We start from the raw sequence: 26436 nt of genomic DNA on the forward strand, positions 1-26436 counted from the left end.
AACCACCAGGAACCAGAACCGACCACCACAGACCTGGCCATCCGCTGTCCTCGCCGCCCCCGTCGGGGCCGCCACCACCAGGCACCAGCCGCGCCCCTCGCGGACCGGGCCACCCACCGGCCCTCGCCGCCCGCCGCACACCCAACGAAGTACTACTAGAGCGGGATCCCGGCCTCGCCTCCCACGAGCGCCTCGACCCCCGAGGCGACCATGGGGCGGGCCACCAGGAAGCCCTGGCCGTGCCCGCATCCCATCGAGCGCAGTTGCTCCAACTGCTCCGGGGCCTCGATGCCCTCGGCGATGACCTGCATTCCGAGGTCCTGGCCGAGCCGGATGATGGTGTGGGTAAGCAGCGTGACCGTGCCGTCGGAGCCGATATCGCGGACGAACGACGGGTCGATCTTGATCGCGTCGACCCGCAGCTCCCGCAGGTGCGCCAGCGACGCGTAGCCCATGCCGAAGTCGTCGATGGCCAGGCGCACCCCGAGCTGGCGCAGCTGGGAGAGCCGCCCGACGGCCTCGCCGGGGTCCTCCAGCAGCACCTCCTCGTCGACCTCCATGGTCAGCACATCGGCGGGCAGCCCACTCTCCGCGAGTACACCCGCCACGGTCTCGACGAACCTCGGCGAGAGGATCTGCTTCACCGACAGGTTCACCGACAACCCGATGTCCCAATCCGACGCGCGCCACAACGCGACCTTCTCGCACGCCTCGCGCAGGATCCACTCGCCCAGGGGGGTGATCAGTCCCGACTCCTCGGCGGGCCCGATGAACTCGCCCGGCGGGACCAGCTCCTCCTCGTGCTGCCAGCGCACCAGCGCCTCGACGGCCGTGACCCGGGAACTCGCCAGGTCCACCACGGGCTGGTACTCCAGGACGAACTCGCCGTCGGCCAGCGCCTGGCGCAGCTCGGTCTGCAGCTCCAGCCGCGACACCACCTTGGCGTGCATGTGCGCGGCGTAGATCTCCAGCCGGCCGGCGCCGCCGTGCTCCTTGGCGCGGGCCATGGCCATGTCGGCGTTGCGCAGCAGCTCGCCGCTGTCCATCCCCTGCTCGGCGAACGCCACCCCGGCACTCGCGGTGAGCACCACCTCGCGATCGGCCACCTGGAACGGCTCGGCGCTGACCACCCGCGACAGCCGTTCGGCCTGGTCGACCACCTGCTGGGGGCCGGAGCTCTCCTCGATGAGCACCGCGAACTCGTCGCCGCCCCACCGCGCCAGAGTGACCCCGGAACCGGTGGTGCCGCGCAGCCTGCGGGCCGCCTGCGCGAGCAGGTAGTCGCCGAACGTGTGTCCCGCGGAGTCGTTGACGGCGGTGAAGCCGTCGAGGTCGAGGAAGATCGCGGCGACCTCGCCGGGCGGCGCGCCCGCGCGCTCGCGCCGGGTGAGGACCTCGCGGGCGCGCTCCTCGACGTAGGCGCGGTTGGGCAGCCCGGTGATGCCGTCGTGGAACGTCAGGTGGTTGACCTGGTCCTCCAGCGCCACTTGGGCACTGATGTCGCGCGTGGTCACCAGAAGGCGGTCGGGCTCTCCCGGCTGCTCGTACAGCGAGGCGGTGGCCTCGATGTGCCGCCAGGTGCCGTCGCCCGCGCGGATCCGCACGCGCAGGTGGATGCCCTCCTTGGCGCCCTGCGTGAACTCCGACATCGCCGCGGTCACGTTGGGCAGGTCCTCGGGGTGGACCAGTGCGGTGACCGGCTCGGCGAGGATGTCGTCCAGCCGGTAGCCGAAGGTCTCGGCCGCGCCGGGACTGATGTAGAAGACCCGGCCGTCGTAGTCCAGGATCAGGATGACGTCGCCACTGTTGCGGGCCAGCTCGTGGAAGTGGCGTTCGCGCATGATGACCATGCGCGTCAGGGTGGCGTTCTCCTCCAGCATGCCGACCACCCGCACCACGAGCACCACCACCGCCGAACCCGACGCCAGCGGAAGCACCGCCGCCACGCCGTCGATGCGCAGCGCGGCGATGGTCAGGATGACCGTGGCCACGCACAGCGCGCCCGCCGCGGCGATCTCGGGGGCGAACCGGTACAGCCCGCGACCGGTGATCCGGCGCGGCTCCGCCCCGGCGCGCTCGCGGATCAGCCACGGCAGGCTGCCGAGTAGCGCGAAACCGAGCAGCCGGACCGGATACTCGATGCCCCCGGCGAGGGGGGTGCCGAGCAGCCGGGTGACCGCGCCGATGAGGTCCGCGCCGCAGATGATGAAGAACGCGCCGATCGCGAGCAGCACAGCGCGGCGCGTGCTGTGCGGGGAAGTGAACACCAGCGGAGCCAGCAGGCACAGCACCGCGATATCGGCCACCGGGTAGACCAGCGCGAACCCCAGCAGGCCCGCGCTCTCTTCCAGTTCGCTGTAGAGCGGCGCGAAGACCAGCACCCACACCACGGCGAACAGCGCGGCCGCGCACACGTAGCTGTCGGTCAGGTGGCGCACCGCCGGGCGCAGCCCACTCGGCAGCGGCGCGAACCGGGTGAACCCGAGGACGAACAGCGGCAGGGCGAAGAGCGCGAACAGGTCCCCGAAGGTCAGTGACAACGCGGCACTGGCGCTGAGCAGCCCGGTGACCGAGGAGATGACCGCGCCCAAGCACCAGGCGAGCGCGGCGAAACCCAGGTAGCGGAGCGCGCCGGTGGTGTCGGCCCCGGCGACGTCGGCGTCGGTGTCCGCCACGGTCGCGGCGCGGCGGCGCGCCGAGTACAGCAACGACGCGGCCGCCGCCCCGGACGCGATGGCCACCGGCCAGCTTCCGAGCTGCGTGGTGAGCGAGATCTCACCGCCGTCGACCATCGTCCCCGCGGCGTAGACCAGGGTCAGCACCAGAATGCCGCCCAGCCAGACGCGAGTGTCGTTCCTGATCATCGTGGCGCCCCGAGATGCGCACTCCGCGCGTACCAGGGTGCCAGTCGAATAGTGCCGACCATGTACATGGGCACCCTTCCGGTCAATGGCGGCCTGCTGTTCGGACTCCGGCGAGCGGGTCGATGACCCACGGGACGGCGCTCGGGCATCGTGCCATCCCCTGCGCGTTCGCCGTCGCGCCCGGGATCCCTCTGCCGGCTCCTCGACCGCCAATCGCCGTGGCGCACCTGAACTGCCAGGTTATTGGCGCAATGTCACGCTGGGATAGAGACCTGGCAGAGACAAGGCGACAACACGGCTACCCTCCGTGTTCGCCGCAATCTCCGGATCAGCTCGCGCCGAGCCGCTCCAGGATCAACTCGCGGGCACGGCCGGCGTCGGCCTGACCGCGGGTGGCCTTCATCACAACGCCCACCAAGGCTCCGGCAGCGGCGACCTTGCCACCGCGGATCTTCTCGGCGACGTCGGGATTGTCGGCGATCGCGGCGTCGACCGCGGCCCCCAACGCGGAGTCGTCGCTGACGACCTTGAGACCGCGGGCGTCCACGACCTCGTCGGGCTCCCCCTCGCCGCTGAGCACACCATCGACCACCTGGCGCGCCAACTTGTTGGTGAGGCTACCTTCCGCGACGAGCGCGATCACCCTGGCCACCTGCGCGGGCGTGATCGGCAGGTCGGACAGCTGGACCTCGGTCTCGGTGGCGCGGCGGGAGAGCTCGTTGAGCCACCACTTGCGGGCCTCGGCCGGCGGCGCTCCAGCGTCCACGGTCGCGGCGACCAGGTCGATGGCGTCGGCGTTGACCAGGTCGCGCAGCTCCTCGTCGGAGAGCTGCCACTCGGTCTGGATCCGGTCGCGCTTCGCAGCGGGCAGTTCGGGCAGGCTCGCGCGCAGCTCCTCGACCCATTCGGTGCTCGGCGCGACCGGCACCAGGTCGGGGTCGGGGAAGTAGCGGTAGTCCTGCGCCTCCTCCTTGCTGCGGCCCGACACCGTGATGCCGCTGTCCTCCTGGAAGTGGCGGGTTTCCTGGAGCACGCGCTCTCCGGCGTCCAGGACGCCGGCGTGGCGTTCCATCTCGTGCCGCACGGCCCGTTCGACCGAGCGCAGCGAGTTGACGTTCTTGGTCTCGCTGCGGGTGCCCCACTCGCTCCCGCCACGGGGCATCAGGGAGACATTGACGTCGCAGCGCAGCGAGCCCTCTTCCATCCGGACATCGGAAATGCCCAGTGCGCGGACGAGGTCGCGCAGCTCGCGGACGTAGGCGCGGGCCACCTCCGGGGCCAGCTCCTCGGTGTGCTCGATCGGCTTGGTCACGATTTCGAGCAGCGGGATGCCGGCCCGGTTGTAGTCGACGATGGAGTAGTCGGCGCCGTGGATCCGCCCGGTCGCCCCGCCCACGTGCGCGGTCTTTCCGGTGTCCTCCTCCATGTGGACACGCTCGATCCCGACCCGGATCTCGCGGGGGCCGTCGGGCGACTCGACGGTGATGTCGAGGTGCCCGTCGGTGCACAGCGGCTCGTCGTACTGCGAGATCTGGTAGTTCTTCGGCATGTCCGGGTAGAAGTAGTTCTTCCGGGCGAAGCGGCACCACGAGGCGATGGAGCAGTTCAGGGCGAGACCCAGCCGGATGGCGCTCTCCACCGCCATGCCGTTGACCACCGGAAGCGCGCCCGGCAGGGCCAGGCACACCGGGCAGACCTGGGTGTTGGGCTCACCACCGAACACGGTCGAGCAGGAGCAGAACATCTTCGAGGCGGTCCCCAACTCGACGTGCGTCTCCAGCCCGAGCACCGGCTCGTACCTGCGCACAACGTCGTCATAGGCCACCGGTGCCGGACCTCCGCTCGGGGCAGAGCCTCTCGTTACCGCGCCAACCATCGCCGCACAATCCGTTTCCGTGTCCGAAGCGCCCCACCGGGGCCGGCGCTGACCGGCCAGCGGGGACGCCCATGATGTTCGATCCGTGCCCTTGGCCAGCCAACGGGCCGAACACGGGCACCTTACGCAAGACTACCGACGTCGGGGACGGCCCAAGGCCATCGCGCCATAAGGCAACCACCGTGCGCCCGGCCACGGCGCACCGGCCTCGCGTGCGAAGAGGAGCACGGGGCGGGTCCGCGAGGTCCGGGACGTCCCGGCCGCTGGTCGTTCCCGCCGCTCACCCCCTAATTTCGGTCCTCAATCCGGAATCTCCGTACTGGTTTACATGAGATCGGTAACGATTGGAGGGGAACGGGTGACCTCCCTCTCTCAGGGAAAACGCAACGGACTCGCTGGTCAACGGCACGCATAACGGAACACCGGAAACGATCTTCGCCATTTCCGGTCGAACGGTTGGAAGTCCGGAATTGGGGCGCTAGGATCTGGCGATGCGGCAGTAACCTTTGCGCCGCGCCACAACAGGAACGCCAGTCCTGTGACGATTGCCGCAATGCGCCACCGCGGGCACGTCCAGCGTCCTTTGTGGCCGATCACCGCACCGAGACCCGCACGTGGCAGGACGGGAATGCGTGCGCCGTCTCTCGGGTGGACACCCGAATCTCGCCCGTTGAGGTGGGCGAGCAACTCATCCGGTCCCTTTCGAGTATCTACCGGGAACGAACTTGAACAAAACTACATTCCCCCACTCCCCCAAGCGCCGTGTCGCCCGCGGGCTGACCACTGTCGTCGGCGCCACCACCGCCGCACTCCTCGCCTTCGGTTTCGCGGCCAGTCCGGCACTCGCCGACGAGGCCGACGGGACCTACGTCGGCAATGCGCTCAACGGCCCGAAGGTCTCCACTGACCAGGGCAAAGTCACAACGAGCCTGTTCAATCTGGAACTCAACGACGGCACGGTGCTGCAGACCTACTGCATCGACTTCGAGACCAGCATCAAGGACAAGGCCAGTTACCAGGAAGACACCTGGTCGAACTACCCGGGCAAGGGCGACTTCGCGGAGCCGGCCAAGGTCCACTGGATTCTGCAGAACTCCTACCCCAGCGTTGAGGCTGAGACCCTCGCCGACGAAGCCGGCATCGACGGCCTCAACGACAAGGAGGCCATGGGCGGCACCCAGGCCGCCATCTGGCACTTCAGCAACGGCGTCAAGCTCGAGGGCAAGAACGACCCGAAGGTCGAGCAGGTCTACGACTACCTGACCGAGAACGCCGAGGAGCTGCCGCAGACCGAGGAGCCCGACCAGTCGCTGGAGATCACGGTCGAGGACCACGAGGGTGAGGCCGGCTCGACCGTCGGCAAGTTCACCGTCGAGACCTCCGCCGACTCCGTCCCGCTGGACCTCGAAGCCCCTGAAGGCGTCGAGCTGGTCGACCTGGAGTCCGGCGAACCGGTTGACAGCGCCGGCGACGGCGACCAGTTCACCGTGAAGGTCCCGGAGGACTCCGACTCCGGCAAGGCCACCGTCACGGGCTCGGTGAGCACCGACGTGAACGCCGGCCTGCTGTACAAGGGGCTCGACGACGAGAAGGCCACCCAGACGCTGATCACCGCCGAGTCCGGCGAGGCCACGGTGGAGAGCGGCGCCTGGGTCTCCTGGGAGCGGGCCGGCGAGCCCGAGCCGGAGCCCTCTGACAAGCCGGAGCCGTCCGAGGAGCCCGAGCCCGAGCCGTCCGAGGAGCCCGAGCCCGAGCCCGAGCCGAGCGACGCCAACGAGAAGCCGGCGGCTCCCGAGAAGGACGAGGACGAGGGTGGCCTGCCCGTGACGGGTACCGCCCTGACCGGGCTGATCATCGCCGCCGTCATCGCGCTGGGCACCGGTGCCGCCGCGATCTTCCTGAGCCGCAAGCGCCGTACCGCCACGCTGGAGGGCTAGACCCCGCCAGCGCCGGTCGACTCCCGGCCCAGCAACGAGGGGCGGCCGCCACCGTGGTCACACGGTGGCGGCCGCCCTTTTTCCGTGCGGCGATCGTGCGGACTTCGTTCCTTCGCAGCGCGGTGGAGTTCCGTGGCTCTCCCGCCTGACCCACGCGGAGTACAGCAACGGGGCCACACCGGGAACCGGGAAGCCGCGGCAATGGGGCACCCCTCAGGTGGGCTTCACCCCCGCGCCACACCCCAGGGGCGCGTCACCCCATTACCGCATCACTCGGGTTCTATGGGCGGTGGGCATCGGGCCAACCGGGCGGTCTCCAATCCCCACCCCAAAACACCGAAACTCGACAGCACGATGAGGGAACGAATCCGCAAGACCAACGGAGACTAGTGCACGGCGAACGCGGTTCCGCTCAGCAGCTCCGAGCCGCGCTGGCTGTTGAGCGCCGCCTCGACCGCGGCGCCGACCCGGTACGTGCGGTCGTCGGCCAGCACCGGCGCCATGATCTGCAGCCCGACCGGGAGGCCGTCCTCGGGCGCGAGACCGCACGGAACGGACAGGGCTGCGTTGCCGGCCAGGTTGGTCGGGATGGTGCACAGGTCGGCCAGGTACATCGCCATGGGGTCCGAGGCGCGCTCGCCGACCGAGAACGCCGTGGTGGGCGTCGTCGGCGAGACCAGGACGTCCACCCCGCCGAACGCGGCGTCGAAATCGCGCTTGATGAGCGTGCGCACCTGCTGCGCCGACCCGTAGTAGGCGTCGTAGTAGCCACTGGACAGCGCGTAGGTGCCCAGCATGATGCGGCGCTTGACCTCCGGGCCGAACCCCTCGGCCCGGGTCAGCGACATGACCTCCTCGGCGCTGCGGGTGCCGTCGTCGCCGACCCGCAGCCCATAGCGCATGGCGTCGAACCGGGCCAGGTTCGAGGAGCACTCGCTCGGCGCGATCAGGTAGTAGGCCGCAAGGGCGGTGTCGAAGCTCGGGCAGGACACCTCGACCACCTTGGCGCCCAAGCCCTCCAGCAGCTCCACCGCCTCGTGGAACCGCTGCAGCACACCCGGCTGGTAGCCCTCGGCGTCGAGCTCCTTGACGACACCGACACGCAGCCCCTCGACATCGGCGCGCCGGGCGGCGTCGACCACGGGCGGGACGGCGGCGTCGACGGAGGTCGAGTCGTGCGGGTCGTGCCCGGAGAACGCCTCGTGCAGCAGGGCCGTGTCGAGCACGTTGCGCGCGAACGGGCCGGGGGTGTCGAGCGAGGAGGCGAACGCGATCACGCCGTAGCGCGACGACCCGCCGTAGGTCGGCTTGGCGCCGACGAGGCCGCACACGGCCGCGGGCTGCCGGATCGACCCGCCGGTGTCGGTGCCGGTGGCCAGCGGCGCCTCGTAGGCGGCGACGGCGGCCGAGGACCCCCCGGACGAGCCGCCGGGCACGCGCGACAGGTCCCACGGGTTGCGGCTGGCCCCGTAGGCGGAGTTCTCCGTGGAGGAGCCCATGGCGAACTCGTCCATGTTGGTCTTGCCCAGGATGACCAACCCGGCCGCGCGCAGTCGGGCGGTGACCGTGGCGTCGTAGGGCGGACGCCAGTCCTGCAGGATCTTCGATCCCGCGGTGGTGGGCATGTCCGTGGTGGTGAAGACGTCCTTGTGCGCGATCGGCACACCCGCGAGCGGGCCGAGATCCTCGCCCGCGGCGAGCCGCGCGTCGACGGCCCGCGCCTGCTCCAGCGCGGTCTCCCGGTCAACATGCAGGAATGCCCGCACCTCGCCGTCGACCTCGGTGACGCGGTCCAGGTACGCCTCGGTCGCCGCGACGGAGGTGGTCTCGCCGGCGCGGATGGCCGCGCCCAGCTCGGCGGCGGTCGAACGCAGTAGTTCGGTGCCCATCACGCCTCCTCCCCCAGGATCCGCGGCACGCGGAACCGCTGGTCTTCCACCGCGGGCGCACCGGCCAGCGCCTGGTCGGGGCCGAGCCCCTGGTGGGTCTCGTCGGGCCGGTAGACATTGGTCAGCGGCAGGGCGTGCGAGCTGGGCGGAATGTCGCCCTGGGCGACCTCCTGCACCTTCGCCACGGCCGAGATGATCACGTCGAGCTGGGCGGCGAGCTGGTCCAGCTCGTCATCGTGCAGCGCCAGCCGCGACAACCGGGCGAGGTGCGCGACCTCATCGCGGGTGATGGCGGACATGAATAGCAAACCGTTTCGTGGTGGTCATTCTTGACGGGTCGGTGTCCCCGGTCGCCGGAGCGGTGCCCCGGAGGCGGCGCGCCACGGTGCTCCGCGAGCGGCTCGCGGGGCGCCGGGACGCCGGTCCCCGAACGGCCGACCGAGGGTGCTCGGTGCGGAGCGCACGGCTCGTTGGCGACGGACTCCTCAATCCTACGCGCGCCCGCGACCCCGCGCTGCGCCGTGCGGGCTCGCGGGCCGGCTGGGGAGCCGTTGGTTGCCGGCTTTCGGCTCGGCGAGTGAGCGCCGCCCAGATCGGTGATGGAGGTGCGTGGCGTGGCGTCCAACGGAGGCGGCGACGGCGGCGGATGGCCCGGGTTGGCGGTAGTCGGATCTGGTGCCCGATGGTGGCGCGCGACGGGGGCAGCGAAGGTGCCGGATGGCCAGGGTGGGCGCATGCCGGTGCGGCGGAGGGGTGGTACGGCCTCCAACGAGAGCAGCGAAGGCCGCGGGTGGGCCGGACCCCGGTGATCGGTGCGGGTGCCCGGCGGTGGCGGGGGCGACGGGGGGCGAGGTTGGTGGTGGGGCCAGTGGGGTGTCTGTGGTGTGGTTCTCGGTGCTGGGGCGCGCCGAGAGTGTCTGTGGGGACGTTCTCGGCGCCGAATATGTCCGCACGGTCGGTTTCGGTGCGGCGCGAGCCCTCGCGCGCCCGCTATGTCTGGATTGTGAGCGGTCTGGGCGCTGATCTTGAGGATTCCGTTCCTTTGCGGCGCCGCAAAGGAACGGAATCCTCAAGATCAGCTCAGAAACCGGTCCCGAGCCGAGCGCCGGGCGAAACCAGGCAGCGCCCCCCGACCCATCCGGCGCCTTCGCTGCTCTCGTCGGGTGCGCCACCACCGGGCACCCGCACCGAGTGCTGGGGGCCGGCCCACCCACCGTCCTCGCCGCCCACGTCGCGTGCTCCACCATCGGGCACCCGTCGCGACCACCCGGGGCCCGGCCATCCGCCACCTTCGCCGCCCCCGTCGGACGACCAACCACCCGCCCGCATCACATCTAGGCCGATCTCCTGGTCGCCTCGCTGGTCGGCAATCCGCTGTGCTCCTTGAGGCAGACGGTGGCGGCCTCCGTCTCCAGCGGCGGGGAGAAGAACCGCCCCTGGGCGGCGTAGCACCCCATGGCGCGCACCGCCTCGGCGACACGGTCGGACTCCACCCCCTCGGCGACGGTGCACATTCCGAGCGTGGTGACGAGGTCGATCGCGGAACCCACGATGACCTGGCCGTCGGGGTCGTCGACGATGCGCCGGACGAAGGACTCGTCGATCTTGATCTCCTGCACCGGCAGGCCGTTCAGCCGCGCGAGAGTGAAGTAGCCGGTCCCGAAGTCGTCCAGGGCCAGGGAGACCCCCAGCTCGGCCAGGGCCAGGATCGTCGGCGTGATCGCGTCGGCGTCGGTCACCATCGCGCGCTCACTGATCTCCATGCGCAACGCGCGCGCCGGGAGCCCGTGCCGGCGCAGGCCCGCGCTGACGACCTCGGACAGGCTGGGATCGAGCAGCTCGCGTGCCGAGAGATTGACCGACACCGGGACCGCGACCCCGGCGGCCCACCAGCGCGCCGCCTGCGACAGCGTCAGCTCCAGCACCTCGTGGGTGAAGTTGCGCATGAGGTAGGACTGCTCGATCAGCGGCACGAACTCCTCGGGCGGCAGGATGCCGCGCTGCGGGTGCCGCCAGCGGACCAGCGCCTCCATGCCCACCACCCGGCGGTCGTCCAGGTTCACCTTGGGCTGGTAGAACATCTCCAGCTCGCCCTCGACCAGGGCGCGGCGCAGCTCACCGAACAGGCTGAGCCGCGCCGTGGAGTTGCGGTCCTTGTGCGGCGCGTAGAGGTCCACCCCCGCCCGGCTCTCCTTGGCGACATACATCGCGACGTCGGCGCGCTGCATGAGCAGTTCGAAGTCGGGGGCGTGGTTCGGGTACAACGCGATACCGATGCTGGCCTCAAGATCGAAGTCCATGCCGTCGAGCCGCATGGGCTCGGCCAGCGAGACCCGCAGCCGCGTGGCCACCTCGCGCGCCGAGGTGGCGTCGCGCACGTGCGGCAGCAGCACGGCGAACTCGTCGCCGCCGAGCCGGGCCACGAGGTCACCAGGGCGCACGCTGTGCGTGAGCCGGCGTGCGACGGTCTGCAGCAGGCGGTCGCCGGTGGGGTGCCCGAGCGTGTCGTTGACCTCCTTGAACCGGTCGAGGTCGAGCAGCAGCAGCCCCACTCGGTGGTTCCGCTGCTGTGCCTCGCTGAGCGCCTCCTGGGTGCGCAGGATCAGTAGCTTGCGGTTCGCCAGACCGGTGAGCTCGTCGTGGTTGACCTGGTACTCGCGCTTCACCGACAGGGTGGCGCTGATGTACAGCGCGGCCAGCGGGAAGAAGAACAGCGGCACCAGCCAGATGGAGTGCGTCATGGCGACCACGACCAGGGGCGCCAGGCTGAGCAGCACGGCGCTGACGAACAGCCGCTGGCCGATGTCCTTGGTCAGCATGGTGCGCAGCGCGGAGCGTGCGTGCATGGCGATAGCGCACTCCACCAGCACCAGGTTGGTCAGGAAGTAGCCGCCCGCGGCGAGGGCCACGACGATCAGGTGCGGCCCCTCGGGGACCCACGGCGCGCCGTTGGTGTCGGGCCCGAGGAGCCGGATCATGGCGTCTGCCACGCCGAAGCTCAGCACGTACTGGGCACCGTTGAACGCGGTGCGGTGCACCGCGTGACCGCGCGCGATCCCCGCGATCACTGTGGCGACGGCCTGGATCAGGCCGGCCACCGGCAGGCCGTAGAAGATGATCAGTGCGAACGCGAACGGCAGCGAGGTCGGGGCGCCGTTCTCGGTGGGCGCGCTCGGTGTGGCGATCGGCCGCAGCTCGCCGATGATCACCATGCACAGCATGACCCAGATGAGCGGTTGCGCCCCCAGCGCCCGCAACTGTTCGGGACCGAACCAGAACAGGGATACCCCGAGAAGGACGCCGCCGGCCACTGTGGTGCTCACGAGATAGAGCCACAGTGGAGTGCCGACCCGCGGGCCGACGTCCCGGGTGTCGTTGGGGTCGAACATAGGCGTCCTTGGGGTGATTCATGGGGCGTGAGCACCGAGCAGGTGCTTCGAGCACGGTGCCCACGCCCCTCACGAGTGTTTGCGCGGCCGGGCGGTCAACCCCTGTAACCGTCGCGACCGCCGTCTGCAACGACGGGATGCACCCAGTACGCATTCAGCGTACGACGCTTCGTCACCAGGTGTCGCCACACAAGGACTTTAGGTAGGGCATTGCGGCGCCTGGATCAATCACCCGATTCGTTCCAGGATACTGCGACACGTAGCATATTGATCGCCCATAGTAGACGCCGCTGGGTGTGCTAGCCGTTTACCCGGCGCTCGTTGGCCGCATCCGGCCCCTTCTCCAGCAGCGCGTCGAACCCGGATTCGTCGAGGACGGGCACCCCCAGCTCGATCGCCTTGTCGTACTTGCTGCCGGGGCTCTCCCCGGCCACGACGAAGCTGGTCTTCTTGGACACCGAACCGGTGACCTTGCCACCGCGCTCCGCGATCGCCTCCTTGGCGCTGTCGCGGCTGTGACCGTCCAGCGAACCGGTGACCACGACCGTCACCCCGTCGAGCGGGCGCGGCCCGCCGGCGCCTTTCTCCGCCATGCGCACGCCGGCCTCGCGCCACTTCCGGACGATCTCGCGGTGCCAGTCGACGTCGAACCACTCGACGATGGAGCGGGCGACGGTGGGGCCCACCCCCTCAACCGAGGCCAGCTCGTCCTCGCTCGCCTCGGCGATCCGGTCGAGGGACTGGAAGTGCCGGGCGAGGTCCTCGGCGACCGACGGACCGACATGCCGGATCGACAGCGCCACCAGCACTCGCCACAGCGGCTTGCTCTTGGCCTCCTCCAACTGCTCGAAGAGTTTCTCGACGGTCTTCTTCGGTTCGCCCTGCTGGTTGGCGAAGAAGCTGACCACTTTCTGCTCGCCGGTGTCCGGGTCGGTTTTGGGCTCGCTGGTGTCGGGGTCGAGGACGAGCGACCTGATCGGCAGCAACTGGTCGACGGTGAGGTGGAACAGGTCGCCCTCGTCGCGCAGCGGAGGATCGGCGGGTTCGAGCGGCTGCGTCAGCGCGGTCGCGGCGACGTAGCCCAGTTCCTCGATGTCGAACGCCTTGCGGCTCGCGACGTGGAACAGGCGCTCGCGGAGCTGCGCCGGGCAGGACCGGCTGTTCGGGCAACGGACGTCGACGTCGCCCTCGCGCTGCTGTCCCAGCTCGGTGCCGCATTCGGGGCAGTGCGTCGGCATGGCGAACTCCCGCTCGGAGCCGTCGCGACGATCGGGCACCGGCCCCAGGATCTCCGGTATGACATCGCCCGCCTTGCGCAGCACCACAGCGTCGCCGATCAGGACGCCCTTGCGCTGCACCTCGTTGGCGTTGTGCAGGGTGGCGAACTCGACCTCCGAGCCCGCCACCCGAACGGGCTCCATGACCCCGTAGGGCGTCACCCGCCCGGTACGCCCGACGTTCACCCGGATGTCCAGGAGCGTGGTCGTGACCTCCTGCGGCGGGTACTTGTAGGCGATCGCCCAGCGCGGCGCCCGACTGGTGGAGCCGAGGCGGCGCTGCACGGAGATGTCGTCCACCTTCACCACGACACCGTCGATCTCGTATCCGGGATCGTGCCGGTGCTCGTGGTAGTAGTCCACGTAGGCGCGGACCTCGTCGATCGTGCGCACCACGCGGTAGAGGTCGCTCACCGGCAGCCCCCAGTCGCGCAGCGACTCATAGGCGTGCGACTGGTGCGTGAAGCTCGCCCCCTCGCAGGCGCCCACCCCGTGCACAAGCATGTCCAGCGGCCGGGTGGCGGCGATCCGCGGGTCCTTCTGCCGCAGGGAACCGGCGGCGCCGTTGCGGGGGTTGGCGAAGGGCTGCTTGCCGTCGTCGGCGAGCTGGGTGTTCAGGGTCTCGAACGCGTCCCAGGGCAGGAACACCTCACCGCGCACCTCCAGCAGGTCGGGCACCGCCCGGGTACTGCTGTCGAGATGCTCGGGCACGGTGTCGATGGTGCGGACGTTCAGCGTGATGTCCTCGCCCACGCGCCCGTCACCGCGGGTGGCCGCCCGGATCAGCCGCCCCTTCTCGTAGACCAGGTCGACGGCCAGGCCGTCGATCTTGAGCTCGCACAGGTAGGCGTCGACCGCGGCCTCGTTCTCCGCGCGCCGCGCCCAGGCCAGCAGCTCCTCGACGTCGAAGGAGTTGTCCAGGCTCTGCATCCGTTCGAGGTGCTCGACGGCCGCGAAGTCGACGCTGATCGGGGCGCCGACCTTCTGGGTCGGCGAGTCCTGGGTGATCATCGACGGATAGCGGTCCTCGAGCCGCTCCAGCTCGGCCATGAGCTCGTCGTACTCGGCGTCGGAGACAATCGGGCGGCCCATGTAGTACCGGTAGCTGTGGTCGTCGATCTCCTGGCACAGCTCTGCGTGGCGTTCCCGCACCTCGGCGGGGGCATCCCCGCCTCCCGCCCGTTCTTGCGTGCTCACCCGGACACGTCCTTTCGGCTGCTCATCGCCGTGGCTCCTCGCGCAGGACCCGGGCCGAATCGCGGCAGGCCCGCATCGCTGCGCGTGCATGCTCGGGCGCCGCTCCGGCCAGCCCGCAGGTGGGCGTGGTGACCACTGTGCGGGACAGTTCCTCGGGGCGGAACCCGAGACGATTCCACAGCTCACGTACAGGATCGACAGTAGTCGCCGGGTCTGACAAAGGCATGCCGGTACTCGCCACGGCCCCGAGAAGAAGTCCCACCCCGTCATCGACGGCGACCCCCACGTCCTCTTCCCGGGCCCGGGGCAGCGTGGTCGCGTCCAGGCTCAGCGCACGCGCGCCCGATCTGCGCAGCAGGTCGACGGGTACGTCCGAAGCGCAGCAGTGGGCCATGGGAAACGCACCGGCATCCTCGATGGCGCCGAACAGTGCGCGCAGCCGCTCCTCGCAGGTGACGCGGTCGACCGCCCGCACCCGGCCGTACCCGCTCGCGGTCGGGATCGCGCCCAGCAGCGCGGCCGGCAGCGACGGCTCGTCCACCTGCACGAGAACCCGTGCCAGCGGGACCCTGCCGCGGATCCCGTGGATGTGCGCGCGCACGCCCTCGGCCAGCGACTCGCACAGGTCGGCGACCGCCCCGGCATCGGACAGCAGCTTCTCGCCCGACCGCAGCTCGATGCCGGCCGCGAGCGTCCAGGGGCCGGCCACCTGGATCTTCAGTGGCCCCTCGTAGGCGTTGGCGTGCTTTTCGAGCGCGTCGAGGTCGTACCGCAGGAAGCTGCTTGCCCGCGCGAGGTCGCGCCCCGGGCGCTGCACCGCGCGCCAGGCCGTCGGCTGGACCTCGACCGGGAACTCGACGAGCAGGGCGGCGGTGCGGCCGATCATGTCGGCGCCGGCGCCCCGGTTCGGCAGCTCGACCAGGTGCGGGAGGTCAGGGAACTCGCCGAGGATCGTCCGCGCCGCCTCGTCGGGGTCCGTATCGGGGTAGGAGCCCACGCCGGTGGAACTCGCTTCGGGCCACGGGAAGGAATGCTGCTCACTCACGAGGCCCCAGCGTAGAGCACTTCGGCCGGCGGGTCGTCGCGCGCTGGCGGCCCGGGCGGCCAGCGGGCTCAGGTGGCGACCGTGTCCTCCGGGGAGCTGGCGCCGCTGGTGCGTGCGGCGGCCCGGCGGCGCACCAGCAGGGCGCCGACGAGCACGGCCGCCACCAGGGCGGCGACGGTGGTCGCGAGCGCCGGCGAGTCGAGGAACATGTTCCACCACACGGCGAGGACGGCCATGCCGCCCAGGCTGTAGATGGCGGCCCACAGCGCACAGCCGGGCAGCATCGCGGCCAGGTAGCGGGCGAAGTGCATCCGCATGGCCCCGGCGGCGAGGTGGACGGCGGTCTGCACCCCGACGGTCATGTACGAGAGGGTGACGGCCGGCGGGCCGAACCGGTTGATCAGCCTATGGGCGCGCTCCAGCCGGTCACCGAGCCGTTCGGCGTACCTGGTGCGCCGCACACCCGCGTCCACGCTGCGGCCGATCCAATAGGTCGCCTGGGTGCGGGCGAAAGCGATCACGAAGAGCGCGGCGTAGACCAGCCACATCGGCCGGCCCTCAAGAAAGCCGTACTCCATCGCACCCCCCGAGCCGCAGTATTGATAAGGCTAACCTAAGCCACAAGAGCTGTCGCGGGAAGGGTCGGCAAGGGGGACCGGTACGTGTGTCAGGACACCGCGGCTTCCTCGGCGCTTCGCGCGGTCGAGTCGATCGTCGCCGATCCCAGGACGATGTCGTCCTGGTAGAGCACGGCCGCCTGTCCGGCGGCGACGCCCGCGGCCGGCTCGTGGAGCCGGATCACCAGCTCGTCGCCGCGCTGCCACGCGCGGCACGCGTACACCTCGCCGTGCGCGCGCAACTGCACGGCGCACTCGAACGGCTCGGTGGCCGGCGCGCGGCCGCTCCACACCGGCGAGCGGCCGACAATCTCGTCGACCAGCAACGACTCGCGCGGCCCGACCCGCACCGTGTTGTTCACCGGCTCGATGGACAGGACGTAGCGCCGTTCTCCCACACCGCCCAGGTTCAGCCCCTTGCGCTGCCCAACGGTGTAGGTGTGCGCTCCGTTGTGCTCGCCCAGCACCGCACCCGACTCGTCCTCGATCGGGCCCGGCTCGCTGCCAAGGCGCTCGTTGAGGAAGCCAGCGGTGTCGCCGTCGGCGATGAAGCAGATGTCGTGGCTGTCGGGCTTGGCGGCGACCGAGATCCCGCGCCGCCCGGCCTCGGCTCGCACCTCGTCCTTGGTGCTGTCACCCAGGGGGAACATGGAACGCGAGATCTGCTCGCTGGTGAGCACCCCGAGCACGTAGGACTGGTCCTTGCCGGCGTCGACACTGCGGCGCAGCCTTCCGGCGTCGACCCGCACGTGGTGCCCGGTGCACACGGCGTCGAAGCCGAGCGCCACCGCGCGGTCGAGCACCGCCTCGAACTTGATCCGCTCGTTGCAGCGCAGACACGGGTTGGGGGTGCGGCCGGCGGCGTACTCGGCGACGAAGTCCTGGACCACCTCGCGGTCGAACTCCTCGGCCATGTCCCACACGTAGAACGGGATGCCGATGACGTCCGCGGCCCGGCGGGCGTCGCGGGAGTCCTCAGCCGTACAGCAGCCGCGCGCGCCCGTGCGGTAGGACTGCGGGTTCTTCGACAGGGCAAGGTGCACACCGGTGACGTCGTAGCCGGCTTCGGCCGCACGGGCGGCCGCCACCGCGGAGTCGACGCCGCCCGACATGGCGGCGAGTACACGCAAGGTCATAACGTTTTCCAGGGTACGTGCTACCGAGGGCTGCTCCCACCGCGCGGTGAACACCGCGAACAGCGCTGCAATGCCACGGTGCCCTCCGGACTCTGCGAAAATCGGGACCATGGCACTGTTCCGTCGTCGCCGATCCACCGCCTCCGGCTCCGCCGTCGCCGTGGACGAGTTCTGGTCCCACTGGTCCGATGTCCGTGACGCCCTGGCGGCGTCGGTCACGCAGGGCACCCCGGTACCGGAAGAGGCCGCGGCCCGGCTCACCGAACGCGTGCGGCAGATCCACCCCGCGCTCACCTGGGAGGTCTCCGCCGCTTCCCGCTCCACGCCCGGCGACCTCGGTGACCTGGGCCTGCCCGACGACGCCGAGGCCGGCGACCTGCTGGCCCGGATGTCGGAGCTGGACGACCCCGAGACGGCATCCGCGAACGCGGACCCGATGTACGCGCTGACCCTCAGCAGCGGCCCCGACGACTCCGCCCGGATCCTCGCCGAACGGTGGGCGCGGACCGCGCCCACCGATTCCGAATGGCGGTTCAACCCCGCCCGCCCCACCGACCACGAGAAGCTCACGAAGTCGTTGACCTGGGAGGACAACGAGCTCGACCTGGCGCACTGCACCACGTCGATGCGGGTGGACCAGCAGCAGGGCAAGATCCACGCGGGGGTCTACCACCCCGACTTCATGTTCCTGCCCGAGGAAGTGCAGGCCGGCGTCGCCGACCACGTGGTCCTGCTCGCGCTCGGCGAGGACGACTGCGTCCGCTGGATCTCCGACGTCGAGCCGCTGGTCGAGAAACCCCTCGACCCGCTACCGCCGACCTCGATGCCGTCGGTCGTGCACCAGCTCGCCGAAGCACTGGCCGGCGGGGGCTGGGCCACGCTGCAGGGCCGCATCCCGCTGCGCGGCACCCTGGAGATCTCCGCCCGCCACCCGCTGCACCGCCGCGACTTCCCGGCCTGCACGCTCTATGTCCAGGTCACGGTGGGCTACGCAAACAGCGACGACGACCGGCTGCCCACCGAGCCGTCGGTCAGCGCGCTGCAGTCGTTCACCAGCAGGCTGCGCGAGCTCCTCGGGGACAACGGCGCCCTACTCGCCCAACAGACGGTCGGCGGCCAGCGCCAACTGCACTTCTACCTCGATCCGGACTCCGGGGTGCTGCCGGATCTGGAGGCCGCCGTCCGCGAATGGTCGGAGGGCCGCTCCAACGTCCACAGCGCTCTCGACCCCGAGTGGAAAGCGATCACGCAGATCAAGAAACCCTTCGTGCGCAAGCTGGGCGGCTGAGCCGCAGGCGAGCGCCCGTGCCGAACGGCCGGACCGTCACGGTGGCCCAGCCCGTTACCGGCGCTTGCGCCACGCGGCGCGGGCGCGCTCGACCGCGGGTCCGATGGCCTCGCCCAGCGCGGTGATGTCCGACCGGTCCGAGCCGTGGCCCAGGGAGAAACGCAGGGAGCTGCGCGCGTTCTCGGCCGAGGCCCCCATGGCGAGCAGCACGTGGCTGGGTTGGGCCACCCCGGCCGAGCACGCCGAGCCCGTGGAGCACGCGATCCCCTCGGCGTCCAGCAGCATCAGCAGGGCGTCGCCCTCGCAGCCGGGAAACGAGATGTGGGCGTTGCCGGGCAGCCTGTGGTCCGGATGGCCGTTCGTCGTGATGTCGGGAACCGCCTTGCGGACGGTCGCGAGCAGTTCGTCGCGCAGGCCCGCGAGCCGTTCGGCGTGCTCCTCGCGCTCCGCCACGGCCAACCGGACCGCGGTGGCGAACCCGCGCACCAGCGGAGTCATGAGCGTTCCGGAGCGGACCTCGCGTTCCTGCCCACCGCCGTGCACGAGCGGGATCGGGTCGACGCCGCGGGCCAGCAGCAGAGCGCCCGCTCCCACCGGACCACCGATCTTGTGCCCGGTAAGGGTCAGCGCCGTGACGCCGCTGGCGGCGAAGTCGACGGGTTCGGCACCCACGGCCTGCACTGCGTCGGTGTGGAAGGGGATGCCGTACTCGCGCGCGATCGCGGCCAGCTCCGGCACCGGTTGGACGGTGCCCACCTCGTTGTTCGCCCACATGACCGAGACCAGAGCGACGTCGTCGGGGTTGTGCTCGATCGCGGCGCGCAACGTGTCGGGGTGGACCCGGCCGAATCCGTCGACCGGCAGCTCCTCGTAGACGGCCCCTTGGTGGTCGGCCATCCACCGCGCGGGGTCGAGGGCGGCGTGATGCTCCACCGCGCTCAGCAGGATGCGCCGCCGCGCGGGGTCGGCCTGGGTGCGCGCCCAGTACAGGCCCTTGATCGCGAGGTTGTCGGCCTCGGTCCCGCCACTGGTGAAGATCACTTCGTGCGGGGTCGTGCCAAGAGCGTCGGCGAGGCTCTCACGGGACTCCTCGACCACCCGCCGGGCGCGGCGGCCCGCGCCGTGCAGCGAGGAGGCGTTGCCGAGGTACCCGAACTCCTCGGTCATGTCCGCGATGACCGAACGACGGGTGGTGGTCGTCGCGGCGTGGTCCAGATACACCATGGTCCCTTAAGGATACGGCGCGCACGGCGGTCACCGTCCGCCTCCCGCCGCCAACGGCTGGTCACAGGGTGGTGCCCCAGCCCTTGCCGGCCGGCGGGCGCATGGTGCGCCCGCCGGTCGGCCCGGGTCACTTCCGCTTGCTGATCTCCTCGGTCAGTTGCGGCGCGACTTTGTGCAGGTCGCCGATGACACCGAAGTCGGCGAGCTCGAAGATCGGCGCCTCGGGGTCCTTGTTCACCGCGATGATGTTCTTCGAGGTCTGCATGCCTGCCCGGTGCTGGATCGCGCCGGAGATGCCCAGCGCGACGTAGAGGTTCGGGCTGACCGTCTTGCCGGTCTGGCCCACCTGGAACTGGTTCGGGTACCAGCCGGAGTCGACCGCCGCGCGTGAGGCGCCCACAGCGGCGCCGAGCGAGTCGGCGAGGTTCTCGACGACGGTGAAGTCGTCGGACCCTACGCCGCGCCCGCCGGAGACCACAATCGCGGCCTCGGTCAGCTCGGGCCGGGCGCCCTTCTCGCGCACCACCCGCTCGGTGACCCTGGCCGCCTTGGCGGAGTCGGAGAGCTCAATGGAGACCTCCTCCTGCGCGGCGGCGGCCGGAGACGCCTCGGCCGGGAACGAGTTCGGCCGCACCGCGATGACCGGAACGCCGTTCGGGACCTTGGCGTGGGTGATGGTTCCGCCGCCGAAGATGCTGTGCTCGGTGGCGCCTTCGGCGCTGACGTCGACCGCGTCGGTCAGCACGCCGGAGCCCAGCTTCACCGCGGTCCGCCCGGCGATCTCCTTGTTCTCGGGCGTGGCCGAGACCAGGACCGCGGCGGCGGAGGCGTCGCCGGCCAGTTTGGCCAGCAGTTCCGCCGTGGGCGCGACGACGTAGTCGTTCAGTTCCGCCGGCGCCGCGTAGACCTTCTCGGCGCCGAACTCGGCCAGCTTGGCGCTGCCGGTGTCGATCCCCTCGCCGACCCACACGGCCGCGGGCTCGCCGAGGCGGCGCGCGGCGGTGAGTAGTTCGGTGGTGACCTTCTTGACCTCCCCGTCGATGTGGTCGACGAGGACGAGGACCTCAGCCATTGGGATAATCCTTCTTTCGTCTCCGCCGGACCTACACGAACTTCTTCTCGGCGAGGAACTCGGCGACCTTGACTCCGCCGTCGCTCTCGTCCTTGACGATCGTGCCCGCGGCACGTGGCGGGGCCGCCGCGACGTCGACGGTCTCGGTCGCCGCATTGGCGAGACCGACCCTGGCCGCGTCGATCTCGGCGTCCGCGATCGTCAGCTTCTCGACGGGCTTCTTCTTGGCCTGCATGATGAGCTTGAACGACGGGTAGCGCGGCTCGTTGATCTTCTCGACCACGGACACCACCGCCGGCAGCTCAGCCTCGACGACGTCGTAGCCGTAGTCGGTGAGCCGCTGGACCTTGATGGACTGGCCGTCGACGTCGACCTTGTCGGCGAGGGTGAGCTGGGGCAGGCCCAAATACTCGGCCAGCGCGGCGCCCACGACACCGGTGCGCGCGTCGGTGGACTCGGAGCCGAGCACCACCAGGTCGAACTCGATCGTGCCCAGCGCCTGCGCCAGCGCGTACGCGGTCTGCAGGGCGTCGGACCCGTGCAGCGCCTCGTCACTGACGTGGACCGCCTTGTCAGCGCCCATGGAGAGCGCCTTGCGGATCGAGTCCGTGGCCTGTTCCGGCCCCATCGTCAGGATGGTGACCTCGCCACCGTGCTTTTCCTTGAGGAGGAGCCCCTCCTCGATCGCGTACTCGTCGAGCTCGTTGATGACGCCGTCGGACGCCGCGCGGTCGAGCGTCTTGTCATCCGAGGTGAGTTTCCGCTCGGTCGCCGTATCCGGGACCTGCTTGACCAAAACGACAATATTCATGGCCGGTGGCCGACCTCCCTGCGCTGCCATGCGCCGCCACCTCGACGGCGAGGGCGCTCAACGCGCCCGTGGTCGGAAAGTGCCAGATGCGTGCCCGTCATCCGGCAGCGGGGCCAGGCGTTCACGTCACGCCGTCCCACCTGATCGCTCTGCGGCACACCCCCGATGTTACTGACTAGTAGAACGGGTGTGCACACCGGGTCACGGCACTCGCCCCCGGCCGACCGCGTCGGGCCGCACCGATAACTCTACGAGAACCAGGCTGAGGGTCCGCCTATCGGGTTCCACGCGGGCGCCGCCGAGAAGCCCAGTGAGAGGAAGAACATCGCCACCAGCACCACCGCGACGATGACCAGCCAGTACACGTAGACGTTGCGGATCTTGACGTTGTCGACCATCCACCGCGCCTGGCGCCGCGCGCCGCTGCCGTTGGGGCCGAGGAAGCTCATAACCACGACGACGAACAGCGCGAACGACCCGACGTCGTCGGGCGTGGTCCGGTCGGCCATGAACCCCACCACGAGGCCGAGGACGAGCCCGATCAGCAGGTACGCGAGTCCGTACAGCAGCGTGGTGCCCAGGGTCCGAAGCATGGCCCACGGCACGCTCAACGCGATGACCATGTGGTCGGAGCTGCGTGGCCCGCGGGTCTGCAACCGGCGCGCGTGCTCGCTCTTGACCGTGTCGAGCGCTCCCAGCAGGGAGGCGATCAGGAGGCCGAGCACGGTACCGATCGTCGGGACGAGCAGGGAGAGCCCGGCCACCACCAACAGCACCGGGATCAGGAACAGCGTGGGGAGCTTGCGCGGCTCCGCCTCGTCGTCGTAGCCGTACTCGTCGCGGCCCCAGTAGTCGCTGAGGCTGTCGCCGCCGCTGCGCCTGAACCGGTCCAGGAACCCGCGGCGCTCCCCGCCTTCCTCGGCCGGGTATGTCGCGGTGTGCCCACTGTTCTCGCCGACCGGCGTGAGGATGTCGCGGAACTCGTCGGGGCGCAGGGTCGAGTTGAAGAACCGGGTGTGCGGCTCCCCCGGGTCGTCGTCGGGCGCGTAGTAGACCTGTCCACTGGACTGCGGATCGTCCGGGGCGGACATCATGGTCTGGTCGGCGCCACCGGACCCGGCCGCCATGGTCCGGTCCGTACCCGGCGACATCATCGTCTGATCCGCACCACCGGACCCGGACGCCACGGTCCGGTCCGTACCCGGCGACATCATCGTCTGATCCACACCACCGGACCCGGACGCCATGGTCCGGTCATCGGCGGCGGGCTGGCGCTCGGCGGGAGCCGACTCCATAGCGGCGGACTCGGCCTCCTCGTCACCGCCCCGGTTCGCGCCCATCGCGGCTCCCGCAACGGAACCGGCCGCGGCGCCGGCGGCCATCGACCCGGCCGCTCCGCCGTAGCCCCGGCCGCGCGCGCCACCAGGCTCCGACGTCGCTCCCTGCACCGTGTGGTTGCCGGTCATGCCGGACGACTGGAACTGGGAGAGGTCCTCGCTCCACGGCAGGTCGAGGTTGAGCCTGCTGGCCTCGGCGACCAACTGAGCGGCGGTCGGCCGGGACGCCATGTCCCGCGACACCGCCCGGCGCACCAGCGGCTGCAGCTCCTCGGGCATGCCCTCCAGGGTGATCTCACCGTTCAGGATGCGGAAGAAGATGACCTCGAACGAACCCGCGCCATAGGGCGCGTCGCCGGTGGAGGCGAAGGCGACCGTGCCGCCCCAGGCATGGATGTCGGTGGCCGAGCTGAGGTCGGTGCCCTCGATGACCTCCGGCGAGAGGTAACTGGGGGTTCCGACGAAGGTCCCGGTCTGGGTGAGCTTCGCGCCGTCGACGGCGTGCGCGATACCGAAGTCGATGACGATGGGCTCGCCGTTGGAGATGATGACGTTGCCGGGCTTCAGGTCGCGGTGGATGACCTCGGCCGCGTGGATGTCGTCGATCGCCTGGGCCAGGCCGGTGACGAACCGGGTCAGGGCACGGCCGCGCAGCGGGCCGTGGTCGGTGACCGTGGAGTCGAGGGTGGGGCCGGGGATGTACTCGGTGACGACCCAGGGCTGTTCGGCGGTGGTGTCGGCGTCGATGACCTCGGCGACGTTCCGGCTCTGCACCCGGCGCATGGTCTCGACCTCGCGGTGCAACCGGGCCCGGGCGATGTTGTCGCCCGCGACCTCGGGTTTGAGCACCTTGATCGCGACCAACTGGTCCGTCCGGGGGTCGGCAGCCTGATAGACAACCCCCATTCCGCCCTGTCCGATACTGCGACGGATCAGATACGGGCCAACACGGGCCGGCAGCTCCCCACCGTCGGAGAAACCTGCCGTCATTGCCATAGCGAACTCATCCCCTCAAACCCCACAAACGCCGAGTCCTCAGCCTATCGGGCCGAAGCGTCACGGCGCTGGCGACAGCCAGCGGCCATGGACGCACCCGCGCGGCTCGCGCTCCGGTCAAAGGGCCTGCGCCCTCCGGACTCCGGCGCGCACGTGGGCCGGAAACGTACCGCCCCGAACGCGGTGCGACCACTCCCGCAACTCCGACGATTATGACTGAGTTTGCGGGCGCACGGTTTGCGGATCGGGCACGATCAGGGATCAGTCAGGGTGCCGGCCGCGAGATCCGGGCAACGCCCCGAGCCCGCACCCTGCCATTCGTGGTCAGCCGGCCGGAACGGCCAGTCCTTCGACCACCTCCGCGCCCGGCAGGTCGGCGAGCGCCGGCCCCGGAACGATCAGCTTGGAGCCGCGCAGCCCGCTGCCGACCACCGCGTCGGTGCAGTCGAGCGCCGCCGAATCGACCAGAATCGGCCAGTCATCGGGGAGCCCGATCGGGGTGATGCCCCCGTACTCCATACCGGTCGCCGCGACCACCTCGTCCTGCGGCGCGAACGACGCCTTGCGGGCTCCCAGGTGCCGCCGCACGACCCCGTTAACGTCGGCGCGGGTCGAGGCGCGCACCAGGCAGGCCGCCATACGCGTCTGGCCGGCCCGCTTGGCGGCGACGACCACGCAGTTCACGGACGCGTCCATGGGGACGCCGTAGGCGTCGCGGAGGTCTGCCGTGTCGGCGTACGCGGGATCGATCTCGGCGACGCGGAGCTTCGCCTCCGGGGCGCCAGCGGCACCGGCGTCAACCGCGGCGGCCACCGGGGTGGCGAGCAACGGGTCGCCACTGGTGACGGGCCGCGGGTCCAGGCCCCACATCCGAAGACACCTCCCTTTCGCGTTCAGCGTCCGGTGAACTGTGCCTGGCCCGGCCCGTGCTCGATGAAGGACCGCATGCCGGTCTGCTGGTCCTCGGTGGCGAACAGGCCGGCGAACTGCAGCCGCTCGATCTCCAGCCCGGTGCCGAGGTCGGCGTCGATCCCGGAGTCGACCGCCTCCTTGGCGGCGCGCAGAGCGAGCGCGGGCCCGTTGGCGTATCGCGCGGCCATGGCGACGGCCGTGGGGTACACGTCCGCGGTCGGCACTGTGTCGTCGACCAGCCCGATCCGGAGCGCCTCATCGGCCTCGACCATCCGGCCGGTGTAGATGATGTCCTTGGCGCGCGCCGGCCCGACCAGCCGCGGAAGCCGCTGCGTGCCGCCGGCTCCCGGGATGATGCCAAGCAGGATCTCGGGCTGGCCGAGCTTCGCGTCGTCGGCCGCGACCCGGAAGTCGGCGCACAGCGCGAGCTCGCACCCTCCTCCCAGGGCGTAGCCGGTGACGGCGGCGATGACCGGCTTGGGGATCCGCGCGACCGCCGTGAAGGAGTCCTGTAGCGCTCGCGAGCGGGTCGCCATGTCGGCGTAGTCCGACTCGGCCATCTCCTTGACGTCGGCTCCCGCCGCGAAGACCCGCTCGCCGCCGTAGAGAACCACGGCGCGCACCGCGTCGTCGCCGGCGACCCGCGCGGCCGCGGCCGCGATCTCCCCCTGCACCTGCGCGTTCAGCGCGTTCATCTTCGGCCGGTCCAGCCGGATCACCGCGACCGCGGGATTCTCCGGATCGGACTCCACACGTACGAACTCGAACTCACCCACGGGCGCTCTCACCTCTCCACCGAACAACGGTTCACGACACCCTTACCTACCACGGTCCAGAGCACCGGGGCACCCACAAGGCGGCAGCCGCGGCGGCCCGGTCACCGCACCGGCCGAACGACAGGTCCCCTACCGCGATGCGCACTCCACCAACCGCGTTACCAACCTCCCGGGACATCACAGCTAGATCGGTGATGTGGGTTCGTGGTGCGGTGCCCGACGGGGCGGCGAGGACGGTGGTGGGCCGACCCCCGGGTGATCGGTTCGGGTGCCCGGTGGTGACGCGCCCGACGATCGGGGGTCTGGCCCGTGGCTGGGGCCCATCGGTCGTGGCTGTGGCGCCAGACTCCGGGGAAACACGGCGAAACGGGCGGGTGTGGGTGCGGGGTCCGCGGCGAGGGTGTCCGTGGGGACAAGGTCAGCGACGAGAATGTCCTCGCGGTCACTCTCGCTGGGGCCCATCGCCGAGAACGTCCGCACAGTCACCCTCGATGCGCGCCCCGCCGCCGGACGGCAGCACTGGCGCCCGCAAAGGCACGGTTCCCACAGGGCCGGCGCCCTCGCCGCCCTCGTCACGCGCGCAACCATCGGGCACCCGTAGCGATCATCCGGGGGCCGGGCCACTCGCCGTCCTCGCCGCCCTCGTTAGGCGCCCCACCACCCACCCACATCACCGATCTAGCGGCGTAGCTACTGGACCGCCTCTGATCCAGGTGGCCCGGCCCCCTGGGGCCCAGGCGCTCCGTCGTCAGGACCTCCGGACCGCCTATCGCGGGGCCGCACGATCGGGCGG

At 70.6% G+C, this 26436-nt stretch carries 17 protein-coding genes; 2 read left to right on the plus strand and 15 right to left on the minus strand.

All coding sequences use genetic code 11. The features are described 5' to 3' along the window. Positions 1–155 precede the first annotated feature (155 nt). Complete coding sequence (locus F4561_RS21825; protein ID WP_184581221.1) at positions 156–2864, minus strand: putative bifunctional diguanylate cyclase/phosphodiesterase; 2709 nt, start codon at positions 2862–2864, stop codon at positions 156–158. Positions 2865–3192: 328 nt separating this feature from the next. Beyond that, on the minus strand, positions 3193–4740 hold the full coding sequence (gene gatB, locus F4561_RS21830) for an Asp-tRNA(Asn)/Glu-tRNA(Gln) amidotransferase subunit GatB (protein WP_184581222.1): 1548 nt from the start codon (positions 4738–4740) through the stop codon (positions 3193–3195). A 725-nt stretch (positions 4741–5465) separates the two neighbouring features. Here gatB and F4561_RS21835 point away from each other — a divergent pair. Continuing rightward, positions 5466–6677, plus strand: coding sequence for a thioester domain-containing protein (locus F4561_RS21835; RefSeq protein WP_246437253.1), 1212 nt, complete (start codon positions 5466–5468; stop codon positions 6675–6677). Positions 6678–7063: 386 nt separating this feature from the next. Here the strand turns inward: F4561_RS21835 and gatA are convergent, their stop codons facing one another. From gatA to mnmA, 7 genes are all read right to left on the minus strand, one after another. Continuing rightward, positions 7064–8566 (minus strand): Asp-tRNA(Asn)/Glu-tRNA(Gln) amidotransferase subunit GatA, encoded by a 1503-nt coding sequence (gatA, locus tag F4561_RS21840; protein WP_184581223.1) that lies wholly within the window; start codon positions 8564–8566, stop codon positions 7064–7066. Further along, positions 8566–8865 carry an Asp-tRNA(Asn)/Glu-tRNA(Gln) amidotransferase subunit GatC gene (gatC, locus tag F4561_RS21845; RefSeq protein WP_184581224.1) on the minus strand — a complete coding sequence of 100 codons (300 nt, stop codon included), beginning with the start codon at positions 8863–8865 and terminating at the stop codon, positions 8566–8568. The genes gatA and gatC overlap by 1 nt, the downstream gene beginning before the upstream one ends. Before the next feature lie 1035 nt (positions 8866–9900). Beyond that, the gene (locus F4561_RS21850) at positions 9901–11955 is read right to left on the minus strand and encodes a putative bifunctional diguanylate cyclase/phosphodiesterase (RefSeq protein WP_184581225.1); all 2055 of its coding nucleotides are present in this window, start codon (positions 11953–11955) and stop codon (positions 9901–9903) included. A 299-nt stretch (positions 11956–12254) separates the two neighbouring features. After that, on the minus strand, positions 12255–14429 hold the full coding sequence (gene ligA, locus F4561_RS21855; RefSeq protein ID WP_312885430.1) for an NAD-dependent DNA ligase LigA: 2175 nt from the start codon (positions 14427–14429) through the stop codon (positions 12255–12257). Positions 14430–14451: 22 nt separating this feature from the next. Further along, entirely contained in the window at positions 14452–15474 is a 1023-nt protein-coding gene (locus tag F4561_RS21860) for a methionine synthase (protein WP_184581227.1), read from the minus strand. A gap of 68 nt (positions 15475–15542) precedes the next feature. After that, a complete protein-coding gene (locus tag F4561_RS21865; protein WP_184581228.1) occupies positions 15543–16052 on the minus strand; it encodes a DedA family protein in 510 nt (169 codons plus the stop codon). Between the two features lie 89 nt (positions 16053–16141). Continuing rightward, positions 16142–17227: a tRNA 2-thiouridine(34) synthase MnmA gene (gene mnmA / locus F4561_RS21870; RefSeq protein ID WP_184581229.1), complete on the minus strand. Its 1086-nt coding sequence runs from the start codon at positions 17225–17227 to the stop codon at positions 16142–16144. 109 nt (positions 17228–17336) lie between these two features. On the opposite strand from mnmA, the gene F4561_RS21875 reads away from it, so the two are divergent. Next, positions 17337–18515 carry a DUF695 domain-containing protein gene (locus F4561_RS21875; protein WP_184581230.1) on the plus strand — a complete coding sequence of 393 codons (1179 nt, stop codon included), beginning with the start codon at positions 17337–17339 and terminating at the stop codon, positions 18513–18515. Between the two features lie 54 nt (positions 18516–18569). Here F4561_RS21875 and F4561_RS21880 read toward each other — a convergent pair whose 3' ends face one another. From F4561_RS21880 to F4561_RS21905, 6 genes are all read right to left on the minus strand, one after another. Then, a complete protein-coding gene (locus F4561_RS21880; protein ID WP_184581231.1) occupies positions 18570–19739 on the minus strand; it encodes a cysteine desulfurase family protein in 1170 nt (389 codons plus the stop codon). Positions 19740–19866: 127 nt separating this feature from the next. Further along, complete coding sequence (locus F4561_RS21885) at positions 19867–20811, minus strand: electron transfer flavoprotein subunit alpha/FixB family protein (protein WP_184581232.1); 945 nt, start codon at positions 20809–20811, stop codon at positions 19867–19869. A 31-nt stretch (positions 20812–20842) separates the two neighbouring features. Beyond that, a complete protein-coding gene (locus F4561_RS21890; RefSeq protein WP_184581233.1) occupies positions 20843–21622 on the minus strand; it encodes an electron transfer flavoprotein subunit beta/FixA family protein in 780 nt (259 codons plus the stop codon). A gap of 248 nt (positions 21623–21870) precedes the next feature. Continuing rightward, positions 21871–23955, minus strand: a complete 2085-nt coding sequence (locus F4561_RS21895) for a serine/threonine-protein kinase (protein ID WP_246437254.1) — start codon at positions 23953–23955, stop codon at positions 21871–21873. 324 nt (positions 23956–24279) lie between these two features. After that, the gene (locus F4561_RS21900; protein WP_184581234.1) at positions 24280–24825 is read right to left on the minus strand and encodes a YbaK/EbsC family protein; all 546 of its coding nucleotides are present in this window, start codon (positions 24823–24825) and stop codon (positions 24280–24282) included. A 23-nt stretch (positions 24826–24848) separates the two neighbouring features. Then, on the minus strand, positions 24849–25643 hold the full coding sequence (locus F4561_RS21905; protein WP_184581235.1) for an enoyl-CoA hydratase/isomerase family protein: 795 nt from the start codon (positions 25641–25643) through the stop codon (positions 24849–24851). Positions 25644–26436 lie beyond the last annotated feature (793 nt).

Origin of the sequence: Lipingzhangella halophila, from assembly GCF_014203805.1 — a bacterium.
GTDB lineage: Bacteria > Actinomycetota > Actinomycetes > Streptosporangiales > Streptosporangiaceae > Lipingzhangella > Lipingzhangella halophila.

Bases quoted from the DNA above. Each gene is read 5' to 3' on its own strand.
- F4561_RS21825 (WP_184581221.1), bottom strand. From the start codon at position 2,864: ATGATCAGGAACGACACTCGCGTCTGGCTGGGCGGCATTCTGGTGCTG.
- gatB (WP_184581222.1), bottom strand. From the start codon at position 4,740: ATGGTTGGCGCGGTAACGAGAGGCTCTGCCCCGAGCGGAGGTCCGGCA.
- gatA (WP_184581223.1), bottom strand. From the start codon at position 8,566: ATGGGCACCGAACTACTGCGTTCGACCGCCGCCGAGCTGGGCGCGGCC.
- gatC (WP_184581224.1), bottom strand. From the start codon at position 8,865: ATGTCCGCCATCACCCGCGATGAGGTCGCGCACCTCGCCCGGTTGTCG.
- F4561_RS21850 (WP_184581225.1), bottom strand. From the start codon at position 11,955: ATGTTCGACCCCAACGACACCCGGGACGTCGGCCCGCGGGTCGGCACT.
- F4561_RS21865 (WP_184581228.1), bottom strand. From the start codon at position 16,052: ATGGAGTACGGCTTTCTTGAGGGCCGGCCGATGTGGCTGGTCTACGCC.
- mnmA (WP_184581229.1), bottom strand. From the start codon at position 17,227: ATGACCTTGCGTGTACTCGCCGCCATGTCGGGCGGCGTCGACTCCGCG.
- F4561_RS21875 (WP_184581230.1), top strand. From the start codon at position 17,337: ATGGCACTGTTCCGTCGTCGCCGATCCACCGCCTCCGGCTCCGCCGTC.
- F4561_RS21880 (WP_184581231.1), bottom strand. From the start codon at position 19,739: ATGGTGTATCTGGACCACGCCGCGACGACCACCACCCGTCGTTCGGTC.
- F4561_RS21885 (WP_184581232.1), bottom strand. From the start codon at position 20,811: ATGGCTGAGGTCCTCGTCCTCGTCGACCACATCGACGGGGAGGTCAAG.
- F4561_RS21890 (WP_184581233.1), bottom strand. From the start codon at position 21,622: ATGAATATTGTCGTTTTGGTCAAGCAGGTCCCGGATACGGCGACCGAG.
- F4561_RS21895 (WP_246437254.1), bottom strand. From the start codon at position 23,955: ATGGCAATGACGGCAGGTTTCTCCGACGGTGGGGAGCTGCCGGCCCGT.
- F4561_RS21900 (WP_184581234.1), bottom strand. From the start codon at position 24,825: ATGTGGGGCCTGGACCCGCGGCCCGTCACCAGTGGCGACCCGTTGCTC.